This window comes from Streptomyces caeni (genome assembly GCF_042678285.1).
GTDB classification, from domain to species: Bacteria; Actinomycetota; Actinomycetes; order Streptomycetales; family Streptomycetaceae; genus Streptomyces; species Streptomyces caeni.
The window spans coordinates 26,717-41,805 of sequence record NZ_JBHUDX010000099.1 but is presented as its reverse complement, the minus strand read 5'-3'; the positions used below and the strand labels follow the sequence as shown (position 1 = coordinate 41,805).

Annotated in this window: 14 protein-coding genes and 2 riboswitches; of the genes, 8 read left to right on the top strand and 6 right to left on the bottom strand. The window is 70.0% G+C overall.

The genetic code is table 11. The features are described 5' to 3' along the window. Positions 1–304: 304 nt before the first annotated feature. The 6 genes from ACFSL4_RS31990 to gcvT all read right to left on the bottom strand — a co-directional run bounded on the left by ACFSL4_RS31990 (position 305) and on the right by gcvT (position 5,425). Positions 305–697 (bottom strand): type II toxin-antitoxin system VapC family toxin, encoded by a 393-nt coding sequence (locus ACFSL4_RS31990; RefSeq protein ID WP_381090756.1) that lies wholly within the window; start codon positions 695–697, stop codon positions 305–307. Next, positions 694–861 carry a hypothetical protein gene (locus ACFSL4_RS31985; protein ID WP_381090753.1) on the bottom strand — a complete coding sequence of 56 codons (168 nt, stop codon included), beginning with the start codon at positions 859–861 and terminating at the stop codon, positions 694–696. Before ACFSL4_RS31985 ends, ACFSL4_RS31990 begins: the two co-directional genes overlap by 4 nt. Before the next feature lie 140 nt (positions 862–1,001). Beyond that, complete coding sequence (locus ACFSL4_RS31980) at positions 1,002–2,369, bottom strand: L-serine ammonia-lyase (protein WP_381090750.1); 1,368 nt, start codon at positions 2,367–2,369, stop codon at positions 1,002–1,004. 175 nt (positions 2,370–2,544) lie between these two features. After that, positions 2,545–3,804, bottom strand: coding sequence for a serine hydroxymethyltransferase (gene glyA / locus ACFSL4_RS31975; protein ID WP_381090747.1), 1,260 nt, complete (start codon positions 3,802–3,804; stop codon positions 2,545–2,547). 15 nt (positions 3,805–3,819) lie between these two features. Next, entirely contained in the window at positions 3,820–4,197 is a 378-nt protein-coding gene (gene gcvH, locus ACFSL4_RS31970; RefSeq protein ID WP_381090744.1) for a glycine cleavage system protein GcvH, read from the bottom strand. A gap of 109 nt (positions 4,198–4,306) precedes the next feature. Continuing rightward, positions 4,307–5,425, bottom strand: a complete 1,119-nt coding sequence (gene gcvT, locus ACFSL4_RS31965; RefSeq protein ID WP_381090741.1) for a glycine cleavage system aminomethyltransferase GcvT — start codon at positions 5,423–5,425, stop codon at positions 4,307–4,309. Between the two features lie 67 nt (positions 5,426–5,492). Beyond that, positions 5,493–5,605: riboswitch (glycine riboswitch) on the bottom strand. Next, a riboswitch (glycine riboswitch) is annotated at positions 5,606–5,705 on the bottom strand. It lies immediately after the preceding riboswitch. Between the two features lie 170 nt (positions 5,706–5,875). Between gcvT and ACFSL4_RS31960 the strand changes: the two genes are divergently transcribed. The 8 genes from ACFSL4_RS31960 to ACFSL4_RS31925 form a co-directional block, all read left to right on the top strand. Then, the gene (locus ACFSL4_RS31960) at positions 5,876–6,550 is read left to right on the top strand and encodes an AAA family ATPase (RefSeq protein WP_381090759.1); all 675 of its coding nucleotides are present in this window, start codon (positions 5,876–5,878) and stop codon (positions 6,548–6,550) included. 67 nt (positions 6,551–6,617) lie between these two features. Continuing rightward, complete coding sequence (locus ACFSL4_RS31955; RefSeq protein ID WP_381090739.1) at positions 6,618–7,409, top strand: enhanced serine sensitivity protein SseB; 792 nt, start codon at positions 6,618–6,620, stop codon at positions 7,407–7,409. A gap of 280 nt (positions 7,410–7,689) precedes the next feature. Then, complete coding sequence (locus ACFSL4_RS31950) at positions 7,690–8,490, top strand: enhanced serine sensitivity protein SseB C-terminal domain-containing protein (protein WP_381090737.1); 801 nt, start codon at positions 7,690–7,692, stop codon at positions 8,488–8,490. A 320-nt stretch (positions 8,491–8,810) separates the two neighbouring features. Continuing rightward, a complete protein-coding gene (locus ACFSL4_RS31945) occupies positions 8,811–9,818 on the top strand; it encodes an ABC transporter permease (protein WP_381090735.1) in 1,008 nt (335 codons plus the stop codon). A gap of 67 nt (positions 9,819–9,885) precedes the next feature. Then, entirely contained in the window at positions 9,886–11,679 is a 1,794-nt protein-coding gene (locus ACFSL4_RS31940; protein ID WP_381090733.1) for an ABC transporter substrate-binding protein, read from the top strand. A 110-nt stretch (positions 11,680–11,789) separates the two neighbouring features. After that, positions 11,790–12,788, top strand: a complete 999-nt coding sequence (locus ACFSL4_RS31935) for an ABC transporter permease (RefSeq protein ID WP_381090730.1) — start codon at positions 11,790–11,792, stop codon at positions 12,786–12,788. Beyond that, positions 12,785–13,882: an ABC transporter ATP-binding protein gene (locus ACFSL4_RS31930; protein WP_381090728.1), complete on the top strand. Its 1,098-nt coding sequence runs from the start codon at positions 12,785–12,787 to the stop codon at positions 13,880–13,882. Before ACFSL4_RS31935 ends, ACFSL4_RS31930 begins: the two co-directional genes overlap by 4 nt. A gap of 23 nt (positions 13,883–13,905) precedes the next feature. After that, on the top strand, positions 13,906–15,089 hold a 1,184-nt coding region (locus ACFSL4_RS31925), incomplete at its 3' end, for an ABC transporter ATP-binding protein (RefSeq protein WP_381090725.1).

Sequence of the window (15,089 nt, the reverse complement as noted above, 5' to 3'; positions counted from 1 at the left end):
AAACGATCAAGGAACACAAACAGCAGCGAGGTTAAACGCCAAGCCTAGGGGGTGTTTCGAAAGTCCTGTGCGGTGCCCGCGGTGTCCGGTGCGTGCTCTCGGCGTGCCGGACGAAAGCCCTCGTACTGGATGTACTTCTGGATGTACTTGGGGTTTCGGCCGGTGCGGCGAGTGGGGGTGCCCCCTGCTCGAAGAGCTTGGGGGAGCGCGCCGGGCGCCGTGCGTGCTGTGCGGGACTCCGGTTGCCTCAGGATGCCGGTGCCGGTGCTGGCGCTTTTCGCGGCCGGCCCGTCTGTGGTGCGGGTCAGATCTTGACGACCCGGACACCGGGGCCGCACAGGGCCAGGAGATCTTCGGGATCCGAGGTCAGGAAGGTGGCTGGGGCGGGCGAGGCGAGTGCTGTGGCGGAGACGATGGCATCGAGGGCGTACTTGTGCCCGTGCGGCCCGGCTGCGGCAAGGAGTCTGCTGGCGTGGCGGGCGATGGCTTCGGAGGGCGGGACGATGTTCACGCGGGAGACGGCGTAGTCGAAGCGGGCCTGGTGGATCTTGGGGTCGCGGGCTTCCGCAAGGGTGACCGAACTGGTGACGACGCGGATGTCCTCGGCCTCGGCCGCGGTCAGCCACTCGGTGAGCTCGGGTGAGCGGCGTACGAGCCTGGACAGGCCCTCGCAGTCCAGGACGAGCGTGCCGCTCACGCGGCGTCCGCCGAGCCCGCCGTGTCTTTGCGCAGGACCGCTCGCTTGGCCTCGACCGCTGCCTGGTCGACGGGGCCGTGTCCGGCTTCGGCGTCTTCGATGAGTTCGCGCAGCCTGTCGCGCTCCAGTCGGCGCTGGATGAGGGCTTCGACGTAGGCGGACATGCCTCGCTTTCCGGTGCGTTCCCTGAGGGCCGCGATGGTGCCTTCGTGGAGGGAGACGGAGACCGGGCGGACGGGTCCTTCGCCGGGCGCGGGGGAGGTGGCCCTGCGGCGAGTTCAATAGAATTCTTGTCATTGGCTCCTCAGCACTCGATGATGTTCACCGCGAGCCCCCCGCGCGCCGTCTCCTTGTACTTCACGCTCATGTCCGCCCCGGTCTCCTTCATGGTCTTGATGACCTTGTCCAGCGAGACCTTGTGCGAGCCGTCGCCGCGCATCGCCATCCGTGCCGCCGTGACCGCCTTCACCGCGGCCATGCCGTTGCGCTCGATGCACGGGATCTGGACCAGGCCGCCGACCGGGTCGCAGGTCAGGCCGAGGTTGTGCTCCATGCCGATCTCGGCCGCGTTCTCGACCTGCTCCGGCGTGCCGCCCAGCACCTCCGCCAGGGCGCCTGCCGCCATCGAGCAGGCCGAGCCCACCTCGCCCTGGCAGCCGACCTCGGCGCCGGAGATGGAGGCGTTCTCCTTGAAGAGCATGCCGATGGCGCCCGCGGCGAGCAGGAAGCGGACCACCCCGTCCTCGTCCGCGCCGGGCACGAAGTCGATGTAGTAGTGGAGGACCGCCGGGATGATGCCGGCGGCGCCGTTGGTGGGCGCGGTCACGACCCGTCCGCCGGCCGCGTTCTCCTCGTTGACCGCCATCGCGAAGAGCGTGATCCACTCCATCGCGCGGGCCGTGGGGTCGCCCTCGGCACGCAGCTGGCGGGCGGTGACCGCGGCCCGGCGGCGCACCTTCAGGCCGCCCGGCAGGATGCCCTCGCGGGACATGCCGCGCGCCACGCACGCCCGCATCACCCGCCAGATCTCCAGCAGTCCGGTGCGGACCTCCTCCTCGGTGCGCCAGGCCCGCTCGTTCTCCAGCATCAGCGAGGAGATGGACAGGCCCGTGTCGCGGGCCAGCGTCAGCAGCTCGTCGCCGGTGCGGAAGGGGTACTTCAGGACCGTGTCGTCCAGCCTGATGCGGTCCGCGCCGACCGCGTCCTCGTCCACGACGAACCCGCCGCCCACCGAGTAGTACGTCTTCGACAGCAGCTCGGCCCCCGAGGCGCCGTACGCCCACAGGGTCATGCCGTTCGCGTGGTAGGGGAGGGCTTTGCGGCGGTGCAGGACCAGGTCGTCGTCGAAGGAGAAGGCGATCTCGTGCTCGCCGAGGAGCCGGATCCGGCCCGACTCCTTGATCGCCTCCACCCGGTCGTCGGCCGTCTCCACGTCCACCGTGCGCGGCGAGGCCCCCTCCAGGCCGAGCAGCACCGCCTTGGGTGTGCCGTGGCCGTGGCCGGTGGCGCCCAGGGAGCCGTACAGCTCCGCGCGCAGCGAGACGACGGAGTCCAGCAGCTTCTCGTTGCGCAGCCGGCGGGCGAACATGCGCGCCGCCCGCATGGGGCCGACGGTGTGGGAGCTGGACGGGCCGATGCCGATCGAGAACAGGTCGAAGACCGAGATGGCCACGGAGGTCTCCTAGGGTCTCGACGGACACCGTTGTCCGTCGTGGGAGCTGGGATCCGGGGACGCGAGGCGCCCGGAGGGGGAGGGGATGGACGAGTGGTTCATGAGACGGGGCACCGCGCTCACCCACCAGTGTGCGCGGTGCCCCTGACGTATGTACGACAGAAAGCGTACGAAATCACTTCAGAACGGGGTACAGCGGATGCTTGTCGGTCAGGGCCTTCACCCGGGCCCTGAGCGACTGCGCGTCGTAGGACGGCTTCAGTGCCTCGGCGATGACGTCCGCCACCTCGGTGAAGTCCTCGGCCGAGAAGCCGCGGGTGGCCAGGGCGGGCGTACCGATCCGCAGGCCGGAGGTCACCATGGGCGGGCGCGGGTCGTTCGGGATCGCGTTCCGGTTGACCGTGATGCCGACCTCGTGGAGACGGTCCTCGGTCTGCCGGCCGTCCAGCTCGGAGTTGCGCAGGTCGACCAGGACGAGGTGCACATCGGTGCCGCCGGACAGCACGTCGACACCCACGGCCCTGACGTCGTCCCGGACCAGACGCCCGGCGAGGATCTTCGCCCCCTCCAGCGTCCGCCGCTGCCGCTCCCCGAACTCCTCCGAGGCCGCGACCTTGAACGCGACCGCCTTGGCGGCGATCACGTGCTCCAGGGGACCGCCCTGCTGACCGGGGAAGACCGCGGAGTTGATCTTCTTGGCCAGTTCGGCCGTCGAGAGGATCACACCGCCGCGCGGGCCGCCCAGCGTCTTGTGGGTCGTGGTGGTGACGACATGGGCGTGCGGCACCGGGTTCGGGTGCAGGCCCGCCGCCACCAGACCGGCGAAGTGCGCCATGTCGACCATGAGGTAGGCGCCGACCCCGTCCGCGATCCGGCGGAAGGCGGCGAAGTCCAGCCGGCGCGGATAGGCCGACCAGCCCGCCACGATCAGCCTCGGCCGGGACTCCTTGGCCAGGCGTTCCACCTCGTCCATGTCGACGACACCGTCGTCGCCGACGTGGTAGGCCACCACGTTGTAGAGCTTGCCGGAGAAGTTGATCTTCATTCCGTGGGTCAGGTGCCCGCCGTGCGCGAGGTTCAGACCCATGATCGTGTCACCGGGCTGCAGCAGCGCGAACATCGCCGCCGCGTTGGCCTGGGCGCCCGAGTGCGGCTGCACATTGGCGTGCTCCGCGCCGAAGAGCTCCTTGACCCGGTCGATGGCGATCTGCTCGACCACGTCGACGTGCTCGCAGCCGCCGTAGTAGCGGCGGCCGGGGTAGCCCTCGGCGTACTTGTTGGTGAGCACCGAGCCCTGGGCCTCCATGACCGCGACCGGGGCGAAGTTCTCCGAGGCGATCATCTCGAGGGTGGACTGCTGACGGTGCAGCTCGGCGTCGACCGCGGCGGCCACGTCGGGGTCGAGCTCGTGCAGGGGCGTGTTGAGAACGGACATGTGTGCTACGGCTCCTCAGCCGGCGGTGTGGGCGTCGTACTCGTCGGCGGAGAGCAGGTCGGCCGGCTCCTCCGTGACACGCACCTTGAACAGCCAGCCGCCCTCGAACGGGGCCGAGTTCACCAGCGACGGGTCGTTGACGACGTCCTCGTTGATCTCGGTGATCTCGCCGGTGACCGGGGCGTAGAGGTCGCTCACGGACTTGGTGGACTCCAGTTCACCGCAGGTCTCGCCCGCGGTCACGGTGTCACCGACCTCCGGGAGCTGGACGTACACGACATCGCCGAGGGCGTTGGACGCGAACTCCGTGATGCCGACCGTCGCGACGCCGTCCTCGGCGGCCGACAGCCACTCGTGCTCCTTGCTGTAACGCAGCTGCTGGGGGTTGCTCATGGCCTGGATTCTCCTGTACGCGCGGGAGGGGTGGTGAGTTGGGGACTGCTGGGGTTGCTCCTGAGCAGGGCGGACGGGCGCGGTGGCACGTCCGGCCCGCGCCCAGTGTCTACTTCCGGCGTTTGTAGAACGGCAGCGCCACGACCTCGTACGGCTCGTGGCTGCCCCGGATGTCCACCGCGACCCCGGTGGTGCCGGGCGCGGAGTGCGCCGCGTCGACGTACGCCATCGCGATCGGCCGGCCCAGGGTGGGGGAGGGGGCGCCGGAGGTGACCTCGCCGACCACCTCGCCACCGGCGACGACCGGGTACCCGGCCCGCGGGACCCGCCGGCCCTGCGCGACCAGGCCGACCAGCACGCGCGGCGGGTTCTGCGCGGCCCGCTCGGCGGCCTCGCGCAGCGCCGCGCGCCCCACGAAGTCGCCCTCCTTCTCGAACTTCACGACCCGGCCGAGCCCTGCGTCGAAAGGAGTCAGGGACGTGCTGAGTTCGTGCCCGTACAGGGGCATGCCCGCCTCCAGGCGCAGCGTGTCCCGGCAGGACAGCCCGCACGGGACGAGGCCGACGGGCGCGCCCGCCTCGGTCAGCGCCCGCCACAGCTTCTCGGCGTGCTCGGGGGCGACGAACAGTTCGAAGCCGTCCTCGCCGGTGTATCCGGTGCGCGCGATGAGGGCCGGGACGCCGGCGACCGTGCCGGGCAGGCCCGCGTAGTACCTGAGGCCGTCCAGGTCGGCATCGGACAGGGACTTCAGGATGCCGGGGGACTCGGGGCCCTGGACGGCGACGAGGGCGTAGGCGTCCCGGTCGTCGCGCACCCGGGCCTCGAAGCCGGAGGAGCGCTCCACCAGCGCGTCGAGCACCACCTGGGCGTTGGAGGCGTTGGCGACGACCATGTACTCCTGTTCCGCCAGCCGGTACACGATCAGGTCGTCGAGGATGCCGCCGTCCTCCCGGCAGATCATCGTGTAGCGGGCGCGGCCGACGCCGACGGAGGACATGCTGCCCACCAGGGCGTGGTCCAGGAACCGGTCCGCCTCGGGCCCGGTGACCGTGATCTCGCCCATGTGCGAGAGGTCGAAGAGACCCGCCTTCGTCCGGACGGCGACATGCTCCTCGCGCTCGGAGCCGTACCGCAGGGGCATGTCCCAGCCGGCGAAGTCGGTCATCGTCGCGCCGAGCGAACGATGCAGGGCATCGAGCGCGGTACGGCGCGGGGGGCTGCTGCTCATCGGTTGTGCTCCCAGGGCGATGGAGTCCCCGCGCGGGCAAAGCCGGGCGTGGGGAGGACGGGGTCGTTCCTCCCCATCTGTCATCGGAACCTGAGAGGTTCGCCATGACTCCCGCGGCGGGTCGTCACGGCTTGCACCTTGGGTGGAGCCACTGGTCGGCGGCCCGCTTTTCAGATGTGCCTCGCCCGCGCGGTACGGGGCCTGAGAGATTCAAGGGAGGGACTTGCTCCTTCGGCGCCCGGGCACATGTCGGTGCCCGGAACTCTCCCGCGCGGATTCAAGCGGCCGGTATGCAGTTGGCGCGCTCATCATCGCATGCCGCGCCTGCACGTGGCAGACCGCATCTGTAACCGGCTTGTGGCGGTACGGGCACGAAACCGCGAGACACCGTGCATTACCTTCTCTTTACGCTCGACGGGGACAGGTACGTCCCGGCCCCAAGGGAGGACGATCACGGTGAACAGGACCACGGCATACGCCACGACCTCGGGCGTCGCGGTGCACAAGCAGCCCGGAGCCACGGCCCTGGAGAACCGCGGCCCGCTGCCGACGGCCGTGGTCCGCGATCTGCGCGACCGCACGGGCCGCAGCCCGCGCGGGCTCACCTTCGGCGCGGCCGACCTCGTCGTGGTCACCGGGCTGCCCGGCAGCGGCAAGTCCACGCTCATGCGGCGCGCCGTGCGGGGCACCCGCATCGACTCCCAGGACACCCGCGACCGCTGGGACACCCGCCTGGCCGGTGTCCTGCCGTACACGGTCTACCGCCCCCTCGTCCGCCTCGCCCACTACGCGGGCCTGCGCCGAGCTCTGCGCGCGGGCACGGCGGTGGTCGTGCACGACTGCGGCACGCAGGCGTGGGTGCGCGGCTGGCTGGCCCGGGAGGCCCGCCGTCGCGGCGGCACGCTGCACCTGCTCGTGCTCGACGTCGGCGCGGACACGGCGCTGGCGGGCCAGCGCAGCCGCGGCCGCGGCGTCTCGCGCTACGCGTTCCTCAGGCACCGCCGGGCGACGCGGCGGCTGCTGCGCTCCGTCGAACGGGGCCACCTGCCGCGGGGCTGCGGCTCGGCGGTCCTGCTGGACCGGGACGCGGCCGATGCCCTGCGCCGGATCGGTTTCGCCGGCTGACCGGCCCCGGGCGCGCAGGCGTTAGCCTTTCCAGCCACAGCAGTGGTTCTGAGCAGGCGGTAGGCAGATGGACTTCCCGGCGGATCTTCCCGCGGACTTCCCCGCACAGGCGCACCCCCATCCGCACGGCGGATGGCCGGGCAACGAGTTGGAGGAGGTGCTCTCCGCCTCGCTCGGTGTCCCCTCGGCCGCCGGCCGGATCCTCGAGGTCCTCGGCCGCAGCTTCCTCTGGGTGCCGCTGCCGGACGGCGGCGGCCCGCACAGCGGCACCCTCGACCTGCCCACCCTGGACATCGAGGGCCAGGCGTACGTGCCGGTGTTCAGCTCGGAGGAGCAGTTCCGGCAGGCCGTCGGCCACCACATGTCGTACACGATCGCGCCCGCCGCCGAGTTCGCCCGCGGGCTGCCCCCGCAGGCCGGCATCGCGGTCAACCCGGGCGGCGTGGTCGGGGTGCCGTTGCCGCCCGAGGCGGTGGCCGAGCTGTGCCGGGCCGGGCGCACCCCGCTCGACGGCCCGGCGAGCGGCGGCCGCGTCCGTCTGTTCGAACCCGATTGGCAGGACGACCCGGTGGACTTCCTCGCCGCCGCGTCGGCCGAGTTCGACCAGACCGGTGTGGTGGTCACCGCGCGCCGCTGCCTGGCCGTGATCGAGACGGCCGACCCGGTCATGTTCATCGGAGTCGAACTCGCCTCCACGGAGGCCGACCCGCAGGCGCTCCCGCTGGAGGCACTCGGCCGGGCGCTCGGCAAGGTGCCGGTCGAGACACCGGTGAACATGGTGTTCCTGGACATGGCCCAGGACCCGGTGGGCGACTGGCTGCGGGAGCGGGTGCGGCCGTTCTACCAGCGCGGTCACTGAACGGCCCGCCGGCGGTGGACGGCACGCGGCCGGCGGCGGGGGCGCCGCGCCCCCAGGGCGGGGCGCGGCCCACGGCGGCGCGGCACGCGTCGCGTTGCTGTCGCAGGCGCGCCGTAACCTGGTTTCATGACCGGAGCGGGAGGCGCTCCCGGCCGGGGGCCGGGTCGGCTCCCGGACAGTGGAGAATGGCCCGGTCGGGGTGGTACGGCTGACATCCGCGTGCAACGCGCGGGAGGCATCCGTGGGGACTGCCGGGTTTGTCGTGAAGGGGCGGTAGAGGGTGAGCGCGTCGGGCACGGCCGCGGCCGGGCAGGTCGAGCACATGCTGCGCCAGGTGACGCCCGGGCGCTACGACGCCTACGAGGCGCTCCTCCACGTGCTGGCGACCCCGTCGTCCGGCCAGGTCTGGATGCTGCTGTGGCACGGCCAGGCCGGCTCGCCCGACGCCCAGTACGGGGCCATGGAGGTGGGCGGCCACGGCTACGCCCCCTGTGTCACCTCCGCTCAGGAACTGTCGGCCAGCGGCTGGAACCGCTCGTACGAGGTGGTCGACGGCCTCGACGTGGCACGCACCCTCTACCCGGACCACCACGGCCTCTGGCTGAACCCGCACGCGCCCGGCGGCGGCGTCGGCATCCCCTGGCTGGATCTGCGCCGCATCGCCACCGGTTTGGAGCGCCAGCCCGCGGGCCCCCTCAGACTGTCGGAACCGGCCATCGAGATCCCCCAGTTCTACGCCCTCCTCGCGCAGAACGCGCACCGGACGCCCGCCGTGCGCTCACTGCGCCGCGCCTGGGTGCAGCCCGCGCTGGGGGCGCCTTACCTGGCGATCGGCCTGGACGTGTACGACACCTCGCCGCCCGCCGTCGACTCGGTGCGCGCGATGATGCAGCAGTCCGTCGTCGCCGCTCCCGAAGGACTGCCGGTGTCGACCGTCGTGATGTCCGACGAGTACGACCCGGTCGCAATGTGGCTCCGCGCCCGCGCCCGCCCCTTCTACGACCGCGAGGCCCACGCGGCACCGGCCCAGGCCCCCGCGGCCGGCGGCTACGGCTATCCACCCGTCCCCGGCGCATACTGACCCGGACGGTTCCGAGCCCTCGGACGCGTCCGGCGGCGGCAGCGTCTCTCCGCGCGTAGATGAGAGCGAATGGGGTGGATTTCTCTCCGCATATCCCTTTCGTTCTCGTCCGGCCCGCGTTACCTAGTGTCCGGATAACGGAACCCTCCTGCTCGCATCACGTTTACGCATCCATTCACCGTCAAGTCTGGCAACAGATCGCAGAACCGTTGAAGACTCCCGCACCAGGGGTGTCTCGCCCCTGCGTACGACGGACTGAAGACGCCGCTACCGCGGCGAGTGCGGGCCGGCCACCGCCGGTTGAGAGGGGTCCCTGCCACATGACGGCACCATTGCACGAGCCGACCGCGGAAGCGGCCCCGAGCGCTGCCGAGGAGGCTGCGGTTGCCGGCGCCGGGGTGAAGGCCGTACAGGGGCGTTCCCTGGGCCGGATCGCCTGGGAGCGCCTCAAGCGGGACAAGCTCGCCCTCACGGGCGGCGTCGTCGTGCTCGTGCTCATCGCGCTCGCCCTGCTCGCACCGGTGATCACGAACCTGGTCGGCCAGGACCCGGACGCCTACCACGAGAACCTGATCGACCCGCTGTTCGGCACCCCCAAGGGGTCGCTCGGCGGCCTCAGCGGCGACCACCTGCTGGGCGTGGAGCCGGTCAACGGCCGCGACATCTTCGCGCGCGTCCTCTACGGCGCCCGTGTCTCGCTCCTGGTGGGCTTTCTGTCCGCCATGGTCGCCGTCGTCCTGGGCACCGTGCTGGGTATCCTGGCCGGCTTCTTCGGCGGCTGGGTCGACTCGCTCATCAGCCGCGTGATGGACGGTCTGCTGGCCTTCCCGCAACTGCTGTTCACGATCGCCCTGGTCTCCGTCATGCCGAACGACATGCTGGGCCTGACCGGGTCCAGCGTGCGCGTGTTCGTGATGATCCTGGTCATCGGCTTCTTCGGCTGGCCCTACATCGGACGCGTGGTGCGCGGCCAGACGCTCTCGATGCGCGAGCGCGAGTACGTCGAGGCCGCCCGATCGCTGGGCGCGGGGCGGTTCTACATCCTGTTCAAGGAGCTGCTGCCCAACCTCGTCGCGCCGATCATCGTCTACACGACGATGATGATCCCCACCAACATCCTCACCGAGGCGGCACTCAGCTTCCTGGGCGTGGGCGTCAAGCCGCCCACCTCCTCCTGGGGGCAGATGCTTTCGAGCGCGATCGACTACTACGAGTCGGACCCCATGTACATGGTGGTCCCGGGTGTGGCGATCTTCATCACCGTTCTTGCCTTCAACCTCTTCGGCGACGGCGTGCGGGACGCGCTGGACCCGAAGGGCTCCCGCTGACTGCCGTACCCCAAGCGTCCCGTGGCACATGCACGGGGTCTCTCATCAATCCGGAGGATCCGAGATCGTGACTACCCAACGCACCTCAGGGCGGCGTAAGCAGGCGTTGGCCGCTGCTGCCGCGGTCGCCGCGCTGCTGACCACGGCGGCGTGCGGCGGCGGCAATGACAACGGCGGCGGGTCGAAGACCGGTGCGGCCGGCTTCGACGCCGCCAACAACAAGGTCGCCCAGGCCTCCGAGGTCAAGAAGGGCGGCACGCTGAAGTTCGGTGGTGCCCAGGACGCCGACTCGTGGGACACCACGCGCGGCTACTACGGCTTCATGTGGAACTTCGCCCGCTACTACAGCCGCCAGCTCGTCACGAACCAGACGCAGCCGGGCAAGGCCGGCGCCGAGCTGACCCCTGACCTCGCCACCGGGCTCGCCAAGGTCACCGACGGCGGCAAGACCTACACGTACACCCTGCGTGACGGCGTCACGTGGGAGGACGGCAAGCCGATCACGTCCAAGGACATCAAGTACGGCATCGAGCGCGTCTGGGCGCAGGACGTGCTGTCCGGCGGCCCGGTGTACCTGAAGGACGTCCTCGACCCCAAGGGCGAGTACCAGGGCCCCTACAAGGACACCAGCAAGGACAAGCTGGGCCTGAAGGCCATCGACACGCCGGACGACAAGACCATCGTCTTCCACCTCCCGCAGGCCAACTCGGACTTCGAGGAGATGCTGGCCCTGGTCTCGGCCTCCCCGGTCCGCCAGGACATGGACACCAAGTCCAAGTACGGTCTGCACCCCTTCTCCTCCGGTCCGTACAAGTTCCAGTCCTACAGCCCGGGCAAGAACCTGACGCTGGTCCGCAACACCGAGTGGAAGCAGTCCTCGGACCCGATCCGCAAGGCGTACCCGGACAAGATCACCGTCCAGTTCTTCTCGGACGCCAACCAGCTGGACCAGCGCCTGCTCAACGGTGACCTGGACCTGGACGTCAACCAGACCGGCATGTCGCCGCAGGGCCGCACCACCGCCCTGAAGGAGCACAAGGCCAACCTGGACAACCCGGTCTCCGGTTACATCCGCTACGCGGTCTTCCCGCAGAGCGTGAAGCCGTTCGACAACGAGCACTGCCGCAAGGCCGTGATCTACGGCGCCGACCACGTGTCGCTGCAGACCGCCCGCGGCGGCCCGGTCGCCGGTGGTGACATCGGCACCAACATGCTGCCCCCGTCCGTCGCGGGTGCCGAGGGCCAGAAGTACGACCCGTACGAGCTCGCCGGCGCCAACAAGAACGGCAACGTCGCCAAGGCCAAGGAAGAGCTGAAGGCCTGCGGCAAGCCCAGCGGCTTCACGACCACCATCGCGGTCCGCAACAACAAGCCGGTCGAGGTGGCCACCGCCCAGTCCATGCAGGCGTCGCTGAAGAAGGTCGGCATCACCGCGCAGATCGACCAGTACGACGGCTCGCAGACCACCGGCATCATCGGCAGCCCCGCGAACGTCGCGAAGAAGGGCTACGGCATCATCATCATGGGCTGGGGTCCGGACTTCCCGTCCGTCCAGGGCTTCGGTCTGCCGCTGTGGGACAGCAAGTACATCCTGCCGAGCGGCAACTCCAACTACGCGCTGATCAAGGACAAGGCGATCGACGGCCTGTTCGACCAGTACGTCAACACGCTGGACGACGCCGCCAAGACCAAGATCGCCACGGAGATCAACCACAAGGTCATGGAGGGTGGCTACTACCTGCCCTTCGTCTTCGAGAAGTTCATCAACTGGCGCTCGGACAACCTGGCGAACGTCTACACGACCGACGGCTACAGCGGCATGTACGACTTCGTCAACCTCGGTCTGAAGTCCCCGAAGTAAACCCGGCACACCCGCCGTACGGCACGAAAGGCAGGTGAAGGCCGGCGCAGCGTGAGCGCGGGCCATCGGACGACCTCCGATGGCCCGCGGTCCGCGGCGGGCCGTTAGCTGTGCTCGCTTACCTCATCAGGCGGCTGTTCGCCGCCGCAGTGATGCTCGTGGTCATCGTCATGGTGGTTTTCGGCATCTTCTTCCTCGTCCCCAAGTGGGCGGGCGTGGACATCGCCTCGAGCTTCGTGGGCAAGCAGGCCGACCCGGCCGCCGTCGAGGCGGTGCGGCAGAAGCTCGGACTCGGCGACCCGATCTACTCCCAGGTCTGGGAGTTCTTCAAGGGCATCTTCGTCGGCCGCACCTACTCGGGCGGCGGGGACGTGACCCACTGCGCCGCCCCGTGCTTCGGCTACTCCTTCCGCAGCGAGCAGGCCGTCTGGCCGGTGCTGACCGACCGCTTCCCGGTGACCCTGGGCCTCGCGCTCGGTGCCGCCGTGCTGTGGCTGGTCTTCGGTGTCGCGGCGGGTGTGCTCTCCGCGCTCAAGCGGGGCAGCATCTGGGACCGCGGCGCGATGGTCGTCGCCCTGGCGGGTGTCTCCCTCCCCATCTACTTCACCGGTCTGCTCAGCCTGGCGATCTTCGCCTTCGGCCTGAAGTGGATCGACGCGCAGTACGTGCCCCTCGACCAGAGCTTCGGCGGCTGGTTCGGCGGCATGATCCTGCCCTGGATCACCCTCGCGTTCCTGTACGCGGCGATGTACGCCCGGATCACCCGCGCCACCATGCTGGAGATCCTCGGCGAGGACTACATCCGCACCGCGCGCGCGAAGGGCCTCAAGGAGCGGGTCGTCATCGGCAAGCACGCCATGCGCTCGACGATGACGCCCATCCTGACCATGCTCGGCATGGACCTCGGCGCCCTCATCGGCGGCGCCATCCTGACGGAGTCCACGTTCAACCTGCCCGGTCTCGGCCGGGCCGTGCTGGACGCCATCAGGAACCAGGACCTGCCCATCATCCTGGGCGTCACCCTGATCACTTCTCTCGCGGTGCTGATCGCCAACCTCGTGGTGGACGTCCTGTACGCCGTGATCGACCCCCGAGTGAGGCTCGCATGACCGAACTCAGCAAGAGCGGAGCCGCCGTGGGCGAGCCCACGAGCGGTTCGCCCAGGCCGAGCGCCTTCCTCGAAGTGCGCGACCTGAAGGTGCACTTCCCGACCGACGACGGCCTGGTCAAGTCCGTCGACGGGCTCAGCTTCCAGTTGGAGAAGGGCAAGACCCTCGGCATCGTGGGCGAGTCGGGTTCCGGCAAGTCGGTGACCTCGCTCGGCATCATGGGCCTGCACACCGCAGGCCAGTACGGCAAGCGCAAGGCGCAGATCTCCGGCGAGATCTGGCTGGACGGCACGGAGCTGCTGTCCGCCGACCCGGACCACGTGCGCAAGCTGCGCGGCCGCGAGATGGCGATGATCTTCCAGGACCCGCTGTCCGCGCTGCACCCGTACTACACGATCGGCCGGCAGATCGTGGAGGCGTACCGCATCCACCACGACGTCGACAAGAAGACCGCCCGCAAGCGGGCGATCGACATGCTCGACCGGGTGGGCATCCCCCAGCCGGACAAGCGGGTCGACAGCTACCCGCACGAGTTCTCCGGCGGTATGCGCCAGCGCGCGATGATCGCGATGGCGCTGGTCAACAACCCCGAGCTGCTCATCGCGGACGAGCCGACCACCGCGCTCGACGTGACCGTGCAGGCGCAGATCCTCGACCTGATCCGCGACCTGCAGAAGGAGTTCGGCTCCGCGGTCATCATCATCACCCACGACCTGGGCGTCGTCGCCGAACTGGCGGACGACATCCTGGTGATGTACGGCGGCCGCTGTGTCGAGCGGGGCCCGGCCGACAAGGTGTTCTACGAGCCGCGGCACCCCTACACATGGGGCCTGCTCGGCTCGATGCCGCGCCTCGACCGCGAGCAGCAGGACCGCCTGATCCCGGTCAAGGGCTCACCGCCCTCCCTCATCAACGTCCCGTCCGGCTGCGCCTTCAACCCGCGCTGCCCGTACGCCGACATCCCGAAGGACAACGTCACCCGCACGGTCCGGCCCGAGCTGGCCGAGGTCGGCAGCCGGCACTGGGCCGCCTGCCACCTGACGCAGGAGCAGCGGGAGCGTATCTGGACCGAAGAGATTGCGCCGAAGCTGTGAGCGAGAACCCCAAAGACGCGGCAGTGACGATTCCTGCTCAGAGCGGCGGTGCGACCCTCACCAAGGACGCCGCCCCCGGCGAGACCCTGCTGAAGGTCACCGGGCTCCAGAAGCACTTCCCGATCCGCAAGGGCCTGCTTCAGCGGCAGGTCGGTGCGGTGCGTGCGGTCGACGGTCTGGACTTCGAGGTCAAGGCCGGTGAGACGCTCGGCGTCGTGGGCGAGTCCGGCTGCGGCAAGTCGACGATGGGCCGGCTGATCACCCGGCTGCTCGAACCGACCGCCGGCACGATCGAGTTCGAGGGCCGGGACATCACGCACCTGGGCGTCGGCGGGATGCGACCGCTGCGCCGCGATGTGCAGATGATCTTCCAGGACCCCTACTCCTCGCTGAACCCGCGGCACACGATCGGCACGATCGTCGGCGCCCCCTTCCGGCTGCAGGGCGTCACGCCCGAGGGCGGCATCAAGAAGGAAGTACAGCGGCTGCTGTCGGTCGTGGGTCTCAACCCCGAGCACTACAACCGCTATCCGCACGAGTTCTCCGGCGGCCAGCGCCAGCGCATCGGCATCGCCCGCGCGCTCGCGCTCAACCCGAAGCTGGTCGTGGCCGACGAGCCGGTCTCCGCGCTGGACGTGTCGATCCAGGCGCAGGTGGTGAACCTGCTGGACGACCTCCAGGAGGAACTCGGCCTGACGTACGTGATCATCGCGCACGACCTCTCGGTCGTCCGGCATGTCTCGGACCGGATCGCGGTGATGTACCTCGGCAAGATCGTCGAGCTCGCCGACCGCGACTCGCTGTACCGGGCGCCGATGCACCCGTACACCAAGGCGCTGATGTCGGCGGTGCCGATCCCGGACCCGAGGCGCAAGACGGCGAAGAGCGAGCGCATCCTGCTCCAGGGCGACGTCCCCTCGCCGATCGCTCCGCCGAGCGGCTGCCGCTTCCACACCCGGTGCTGGAAGGCGACGGAGATCTGCCGGACGACCGAGCCGCAACTCCTGGAGCTGAAGCCGAGGCAGCGGGTGGCCTGCCACCACCCGGAGAACTTCGAGGACCAGGCACCGCAGGACACGGTGCTGCTGTCCGACGCCAAGAAGGCGGCGAAGCTGGTTGCCGACGAGGTCCTCGCGGAGACGTCGGCGGCGGTGGCCGCGGGGGCCGGGGCGGAGGCTTCCGCGGAGGAGCCGGCCGAGGCGTCCTC

Excerpts from the sequence above, each read along its gene's own strand:
- ACFSL4_RS31985 (WP_381090753.1), bottom strand. The coding sequence starts at position 861 with ATGTCCGCCTACGTCGAAGCCCTCATCCAGCGCCGACTGGAGCGCGAC.
- ACFSL4_RS31955 (WP_381090739.1), top strand. The coding sequence starts at position 6,618 with ATGGACTTCCCGGCGGATCTTCCCGCGGACTTCCCCGCACAGGCGCAC.
- ACFSL4_RS31930 (WP_381090728.1), top strand. The coding sequence starts at position 12,785 with ATGACCGAACTCAGCAAGAGCGGAGCCGCCGTGGGCGAGCCCACGAGC.
- gcvH (WP_381090744.1), bottom strand. The coding sequence starts at position 4,197 with ATGAGCAACCCCCAGCAGCTGCGTTACAGCAAGGAGCACGAGTGGCTG.
- gcvT (WP_381090741.1), bottom strand. The coding sequence starts at position 5,425 with ATGAGCAGCAGCCCCCCGCGCCGTACCGCGCTCGATGCCCTGCATCGT.
- glyA (WP_381090747.1), bottom strand. The coding sequence starts at position 3,804 with ATGTCCGTTCTCAACACGCCCCTGCACGAGCTCGACCCCGACGTGGCC.
- ACFSL4_RS31945 (WP_381090735.1), top strand. The coding sequence starts at position 8,811 with ATGACGGCACCATTGCACGAGCCGACCGCGGAAGCGGCCCCGAGCGCT.